Source organism: Moorena sp. SIO3H5, assembly GCF_010692395.1.
Lineage (GTDB): Bacteria > Cyanobacteriota > Cyanobacteriia > Cyanobacteriales > Coleofasciculaceae > Moorena.
The window spans coordinates 1-6,110 of the sequence record NZ_JAAHHS010000441.1 but is presented as its reverse complement, the minus strand read 5'-3'; the positions used below and the strand labels follow the sequence as shown (position 1 = coordinate 6,110).

At 44.0% G+C, this 6,110-nt stretch carries 6 protein-coding genes; 3 read left to right on the top strand and 3 right to left on the bottom strand.

What is annotated here, in order from left to right; translation table 11 throughout:
- Positions 1-457 precede the first annotated feature (457 nt).
- From F6K52_RS30715 to F6K52_RS30705, 3 genes are all read left to right on the top strand, one after another.
- A complete protein-coding gene (locus F6K52_RS30715; RefSeq protein ID WP_293087858.1) occupies positions 458-1,270 on the top strand; it encodes a hypothetical protein in 813 nt (270 codons plus the stop codon).
- 480 nt (positions 1,271-1,750) lie between these two features.
- Positions 1,751-3,310, top strand: a complete 1,560-nt coding sequence (locus F6K52_RS30710; RefSeq protein ID WP_293087855.1) for a B12-binding domain-containing radical SAM protein — start codon at positions 1,751-1,753, stop codon at positions 3,308-3,310.
- Between the two features lie 78 nt (positions 3,311-3,388).
- Positions 3,389-3,652 (top strand): hypothetical protein, encoded by a 264-nt coding sequence (locus tag F6K52_RS30705; RefSeq protein ID WP_293087852.1) that lies wholly within the window; start codon positions 3,389-3,391, stop codon positions 3,650-3,652.
- A gap of 32 nt (positions 3,653-3,684) precedes the next feature.
- Here F6K52_RS30705 and F6K52_RS30700 read toward each other — a convergent pair whose 3' ends face one another.
- From F6K52_RS30700 to F6K52_RS30690, 3 genes are all read right to left on the bottom strand, one after another.
- On the bottom strand, positions 3,685-4,317 hold the full coding sequence (locus tag F6K52_RS30700) for a ThiF family adenylyltransferase (RefSeq protein ID WP_293087861.1): 633 nt from the start codon (positions 4,315-4,317) through the stop codon (positions 3,685-3,687).
- Between the two features lie 4 nt (positions 4,318-4,321).
- The gene (locus tag F6K52_RS30695; protein ID WP_293087849.1) at positions 4,322-5,167 is read right to left on the bottom strand and encodes a hypothetical protein; all 846 of its coding nucleotides are present in this window, start codon (positions 5,165-5,167) and stop codon (positions 4,322-4,324) included.
- Between the two features lie 270 nt (positions 5,168-5,437).
- Positions 5,438-6,070: a DUF4291 domain-containing protein gene (locus F6K52_RS30690; protein WP_293087846.1), complete on the bottom strand. Its 633-nt coding sequence runs from the start codon at positions 6,068-6,070 to the stop codon at positions 5,438-5,440.
- Between the last annotated feature and the right edge of the window lie 40 nt (positions 6,071-6,110).

Below are 6,110 nucleotides of genomic sequence, written 5' to 3'. Positions count from 1 at the left end.
AAAGTAGTAAAGAGTTCAGTTTTGAAGAACATCAAGTTCGACTTATTTGAACCTCATATATTCATCAAACTCCACTGCTAACTGACTTACCGGCTGAGAAGATCTGACTTGTGCCTGACTTGTGCCTGACTTTTAAAGCTGATTTGTAAACTTAGGTAAAGTTCTTGCCCTACAAGGGTTTCAGGAATTGAGCGTATCCGGAGGCGGATAATCAACTGAAAGCTATATACGGCAAGGGCTTGAGGACTATTAAGGTTTACTTTATAAATCAGCTCTAAAGATAACTTTTGATAGCTAATAGCTGACAGGTGAATGGTTAACATTGAATCGCGACCAAAATTATTTCAATGGTGAAACTTTTGATATCATCCAACGTCTGTAGTAGTCAGTGAGAAGTCAGGGTCTTTGATAATCTTGGCTGTTCATACTATTGATGTGTTCAGGAAGATTCATCTCTATGAAATATCCGATGCGAGTTTTATTATCACTCTTAACCTTATGTACTATTGGCTTAGGAAGCAATAACGTATCTGCTCAATCGAATCGATGTGGCCAGATTCGTGCTGTGCGTCGCTTGGCGATTAGCGAAAACTTGGATAGCGATAATCTAGCTACCCTAGAATATAAGTACTGTGGACAGAGTAACCGACGTTCATCAAGTATTCAGTCACCACGAAATTCCTCTCAAGATTGCTTCGACCTGACCGTCATGGGAAAACTAGCCAGCATGACAGAAGAGGGAACAAGCTTTTTGGGTACGATTGAAAGTTTACAGCAAGTTATCTGCAACGGTTCTAGGCAAGGTCAGAGGTCTTCGTTAGACTGGCCAAATGGGGAAACAGCGAAATTCGGGTCACAATGGAAGTATCCCAACGGCAAGACTGCCAAATTCGGGTCACAATGGAAGTATCCCAACGGCAAGACTGTTAAATTCGGGTCACAATGGAAGTATCCCAACGGCAAGACTGCCAAATTCGGGTCATCAGGTTGGTGGAAGTATCCTAACGGTCAGACTGCCCAATCAGGGTCACGTTGGTATACCCCTAAGGGTAAGACTACTTCAGTGGATAGTTTACTGAGCCAGGGTTGTAGTATAGTTGGCACCACAGAATGCGATCGCATTCTGACATACATCAACCGCTCTGACCGGAACAGCTATAACCGGAACCGCTATGACCAGAACCGCTATGAAACCGAGACCAGAAACGATTTCTTGCGGGATTTGTCAATCATGCAAATTCTTGACAGGCTTACTAGAGTAGCAGATTAAGCCTCAGGGGGTAACAAGCAGCCTTTTTAGCTCCTAAGGGTGTCGGTCCCGACCTTGTTACTTGGTCTGGGGTGTAGTGAATAATTGCAGCCGTAATTAAAACCCTAGCTCAGCGGTCAGCAGTCAGCAGTCAGTGGTCAGCTATCATGGTCATTTTATTCAAAAGCCAAGTAGCGTGGCACAGGCTTCTAGCCTGTGACCTAACCCATAAGCTGAACGCGCACGCGTGCCCGTAGCGCTAATCGCTGTTCGCTGTTCGCGCACGCGTGCCCGTAGCGCATAGACTGATAGCTAATAGCTGATAACTGATAGCTGTTCGCGCAGCGTGCGCGTAGCGCATAGAATGATAGCTTATATCTGAATACTGATAGCTGTTCGCGCAGCGTGCGCGTAGCGCATAGACTGATAGCTGATCGCAATCTTACTTAGGATGTAAGATCGCTATAGGCTCTATGGCCACGTGTGTGAGGATTTCTCTAAATGCGAGTTTTATTACTGTATCCGCTATTTCCGAAAACGTTTTGGTCTTATGACAAAATCCTTGAATTAGTTAATCGCAAAGTTTTATTGCCACCCTTAGGTCTAATTACTGTTGCTGCATTATTACCTCAAGACTGGGAATTTAAACTGGTTGACCGCAATATCCGAGACGTAACCGAAGCAGAATTTGAATGGGCAGATCTGGTGATAATCTCAGCGATGATTGTCCAAAAAACCGATGCCCTAAACCAAATTAAGGAAGCGAAACGACGTGGTAAATTAGTAGCATTTGGGGGACCTTATCCTACCTCTTTACCCGAAGAAGGAAAGAAGGCAGGGGTGGATTTTCTAATCCTAGATGAAGGAGAAATCACCCTACCTATGTTTGTAGAAGCTTTACAGCGAGGGGAAACTAGTGGAACCTTTCGCACTACAGAGAAACCCGATGTCACTCAAACCCCCATTCCCCGCTATGATTTGTTAGAGCTTGATGCCTATGATTCAATGTCAGTGCAGTTTTCGCGGGGATGTCCTTTTCAGTGCGAGTTCTGTGACATCATTGTTCTCTATGGCCGCAAATCTAGAACAAAGGAACCAGCCCAGCTTCTCAAAGAATTGGATTATCTTTATGAATTAGGCTGGCGGCGTGGTATCTTTATGGTGGATGACAACTTTATTGGGAATAAGCGTAACGTTAAGCTACTTCTGAAAGAGCTAAAAGTATGGCAGAAAGAGCATCAGTATCCCTTCCGATTTAATACTGAAGCATCTGTAGACCTAGCTGCGGATTCCGAATTGATGGACTTGATGGTGGAGTCTAACTTTGATGCTGTATTTTTAGGGATTGAAACACCAGACGAAGAAAGCCTTAAACTAACTAAGAAATTCCAAAACACTCGCAGCTCTCTAACGGATGGTGTAGACAAAATAATTCGTGCGGGATTGCGACCAATGGCAGGGTTTATTATTGGTTTTGATGGAGAGAAACAAGGAGCAGGTTCCCGTATTATTAGTTTTGTTGAACAGGCTGCTATCCCTACAGCTATGTTTGGGATGTTACAGGCGTTACCCAATACTGCTCTATGGAATCGCTTAGAAAAAGAAGGACGTTTGCGAGATAACACTAAAAAAGATATCAATCAAACCACCCTAATGAACTTTGTTCCTACTCGTCCCATTGAGGAGATTGCTCAAGAATACATCGAAGCATTCTGGACGCTATACGAACCTGAGCGCTATATAGACCGTGCCTATCAATGTTTTTTAAAGCTTGGCCCCCCTAAATGCAAAGCCCCATTCAAAATGCCGGATTTAGTAGATTTGAAAGCTCTGGGGACTGTAATTTGGCGTCAAGGGTTTAAGCGCAGTACTCGCTGGAAATTCTGGCATCATTTATTTGGTATTTTCAGGCATAATCCAGGTGTCTGGGAACATTACCTTACTCTATGCGCTCACAACGAACACTTTCTTGAATATCGTCAAATTGTCCGGGATGAAATTGAAAGACAGTTAGTTGATACTAAGGCTAAGTTGATGGATAAAGAATTAATAGAGATCTAGCAATTATTAGCAACGTTTTAGGGATATTAGTTATCCTTGTAAGGCAAGAGGCAAAAGGCAAAAGGCAAAAGCGATGCAGTGCTAAAACCCTCGGCATTGCTGAGTCTTCGGATGAATATGAGTGGGGTGGGCATCCTGCCCGCCCGAAAATATATTGAAACTGGCAAGATGCCAGTTCCACCAAGATGCCAGTTCCACCAAGATGCCAGTTCCACCAAGATGCCAGTTCCACCAAGATGCCCATTCCACCAAGATGCCCATTCCACCAAACTATTAAAATCATCCCGCATTTATCGCCTGATTAACTCTTGCCTCTTGCCTCTTGCCTCTTGCCTTTCCTAAGCACGATTATGTTAACAAATCAAATACAAACGCTATATCGGCTTGATACTTAAATCTCTCAAGGTGAAGGTGAAGTCCAGTTTCTTGGTTGTGCTGATAAATTCAATGATGACTTCAGTAGCAACTGCTGTAGTCATTAGCACTAAATTCCGAGCTAATGGATAATCACAAATATCATCATTAACTGGGGAAGGGACTCGATAATTTTCATTCCAAATTATCTCACTGTAGTCTTCTGCTAACCCCACATGAAGACAAGGGGTTTGGGAACTATCACAGTAATCTTTTACGGCTTGACGAGCGACACTGTTATCAAAGGTGTCAATGACTAAAGTAGAATTATTCAGTAATTGTTTGGTATTAGCTTTAGTTAATTCCTTGACCTTAGCCTCCAATTTTACCCCAACCGCTTGGTAGAGAGAATGGGCGAGGATTTTGGCTTTATGGGCACCAATATCAGAGCGGTAGTAGGGTTGGGTAGAAAGATTGCGTTCTTCAATGCGATCGCAATCAATAACCTTAAGCTTTCCAAACCCTGAACGAGCCAAATTTTCGGTAATATTGGCTCCAAGTGCTCCCGCACCACACACGGTCACGGGGTAGTCACGTAACTGGGTCATGACTTGGGAGGTACGGTAGAGTTGTTCGTGGAAAAAAATTGACATCATCCTAATCCCAATCTCGTGCCTCAATCACCCCAACCAAGGACTGTAAATCAAAATCGCGATCGCGTCCACTTAGACAAATCCCGGAACTGATTACAGTCAGATCCTGTTTAGATATCGCTGATGTGTGGTGTTCACCGTTAGCAGTTCTCCACTGCACCTGCCAGAATTCTCCCCGGTCATGGAACTGTTGCAGTGCTCCCCCACCCATTTCCAAAGCTTGTTCTAGTCTTCTGTGATCCCGTTGATGCAGAGCTTTAGCTTTAAAATCTTTACTCTGTTGTGTTACCAAGTCATAAACTATTCTCATTTCTGGTGTCAGCCCCTTTACATCCAGTTCTTCAGGTGGTGTTACTTGCTTTAACTGCTCTCTAAGTTGTTCTGCTAGTAAAGGATCTCCCTTACGGTCAAGCTGCTGAAACCACCAAGCCTTACCATCCCCACGAGCTACCACTTGTTCAAAAGCTACCCCCCCCTCCACCAGATGCACAGGGATAGGTTTAACCGTGCCAAAGCGCTGACGAGCATCGGATTCATTTACCGGATACCCTAGCCAAGTCTTTCCCGACAATTGATAAGCTAGTCGTAAACGCAACGGTTGGAGCAGTTGCCAATACTCCTCAAGTTGAAACACATCGGGCTCTTCGACCACAGTTGCCACTTTGTTGCTAACTGGCTGAAAAATACCCCATCCTTCAAACTTACGAGGCTTAGGGGAAAATGTATAAATCATTCCAGCAACACGAGTTCTTACCCGTCCCCCACGTACACAGGGAGCGAGGAATTGATTGTCACTCAGTTGTGCTTCCTTTGCAGCAATTTGATTGATGAGGTCTAGGATATTTGCCATGATCCTGCTCGATTGTAAAAATAATGTGCAAGTCGCCAGAGCCAAAGCGTTCGTCACTTAGAAGGAACTCCGCCGGTGAGTTACTACACACTCTTTAAATGATGGCTACCTCTAAGCCCACATTCCGGGTTCTTTGCGCCTTTCTCGCTTCACGCCCGCTACGTTAGAGTAACGGTAATTTTCCTCTCGTACTAATGTATGTAAGCTCTGGCTGTTAGGGCACACAAGTTATTAAAATTTATTTAGGAAAATTTATTCCAACTCAATAGCTCATAAGCCAAGTTTGATCGCAAGATTAGACTGGGTGACTGGATATACTGCTTCATCAGGAGTTATCAAGTCAGTCCAATTGTTAGACCTTACATTGCGATATTGCTCCTCCACGAATTCAGAGATGTCTTCAATATTGATAATCCAATCACGAGCGTACTTGGCAAGTACTTCGTTGCGTAGTCCTAACTGAATCGCACGTCGTTCAAGTTTCTTACCTGATGGATCGTGATCTGGATCCCACTGTAACCGGACAGATGATTGCTTAAGAGCTTGTTTCCAGACAGTTTCACTAGAGTATAAATCTGGTACAAACTGGGATTGAACTGCTGCTGCTAGGATTGTCTCGAAAGCAGTACGCTGAATCGACACAGCTAAGATTACCTCTTGTCCAGCTTTCGTGCCCCAGCCTGAACGATGCATCATCCATAGAAAGTTGGGCTTAATCCAGCTCATGCGGTTTAGCCTGAACTCTCCTCCAAAATAGCCATGCTTGCTAGCAAAATGACCAATAGCAGGACAAAAAGCTTGGTAGACCACTATGGATGTATCATCAAACTGAGCTAGGATATGACGACCAGTTTTTGGCCAACCACTAACTTGCTTTAAATAGGGTGTTTTAACTAGCGTCATAGTAATCCTTTCCTGCTTATTTTAAGCCAAGGTCACGACT

Excerpts from the sequence above, each read along its gene's own strand:
- F6K52_RS30690 (WP_293087846.1), bottom strand. The coding sequence starts at position 6,070 with ATGACGCTAGTTAAAACACCCTATTTAAAGCAAGTTAGTGGTTGGCCA.
- F6K52_RS30695 (WP_293087849.1), bottom strand. The coding sequence starts at position 5,167 with ATGGCAAATATCCTAGACCTCATCAATCAAATTGCTGCAAAGGAAGCA.
- F6K52_RS30715 (WP_293087858.1), top strand. The coding sequence starts at position 458 with ATGAAATATCCGATGCGAGTTTTATTATCACTCTTAACCTTATGTACT.
- F6K52_RS30710 (WP_293087855.1), top strand. The coding sequence starts at position 1,751 with ATGCGAGTTTTATTACTGTATCCGCTATTTCCGAAAACGTTTTGGTCT.
- F6K52_RS30700 (WP_293087861.1), bottom strand. The coding sequence starts at position 4,317 with ATGTCAATTTTTTTCCACGAACAACTCTACCGTACCTCCCAAGTCATG.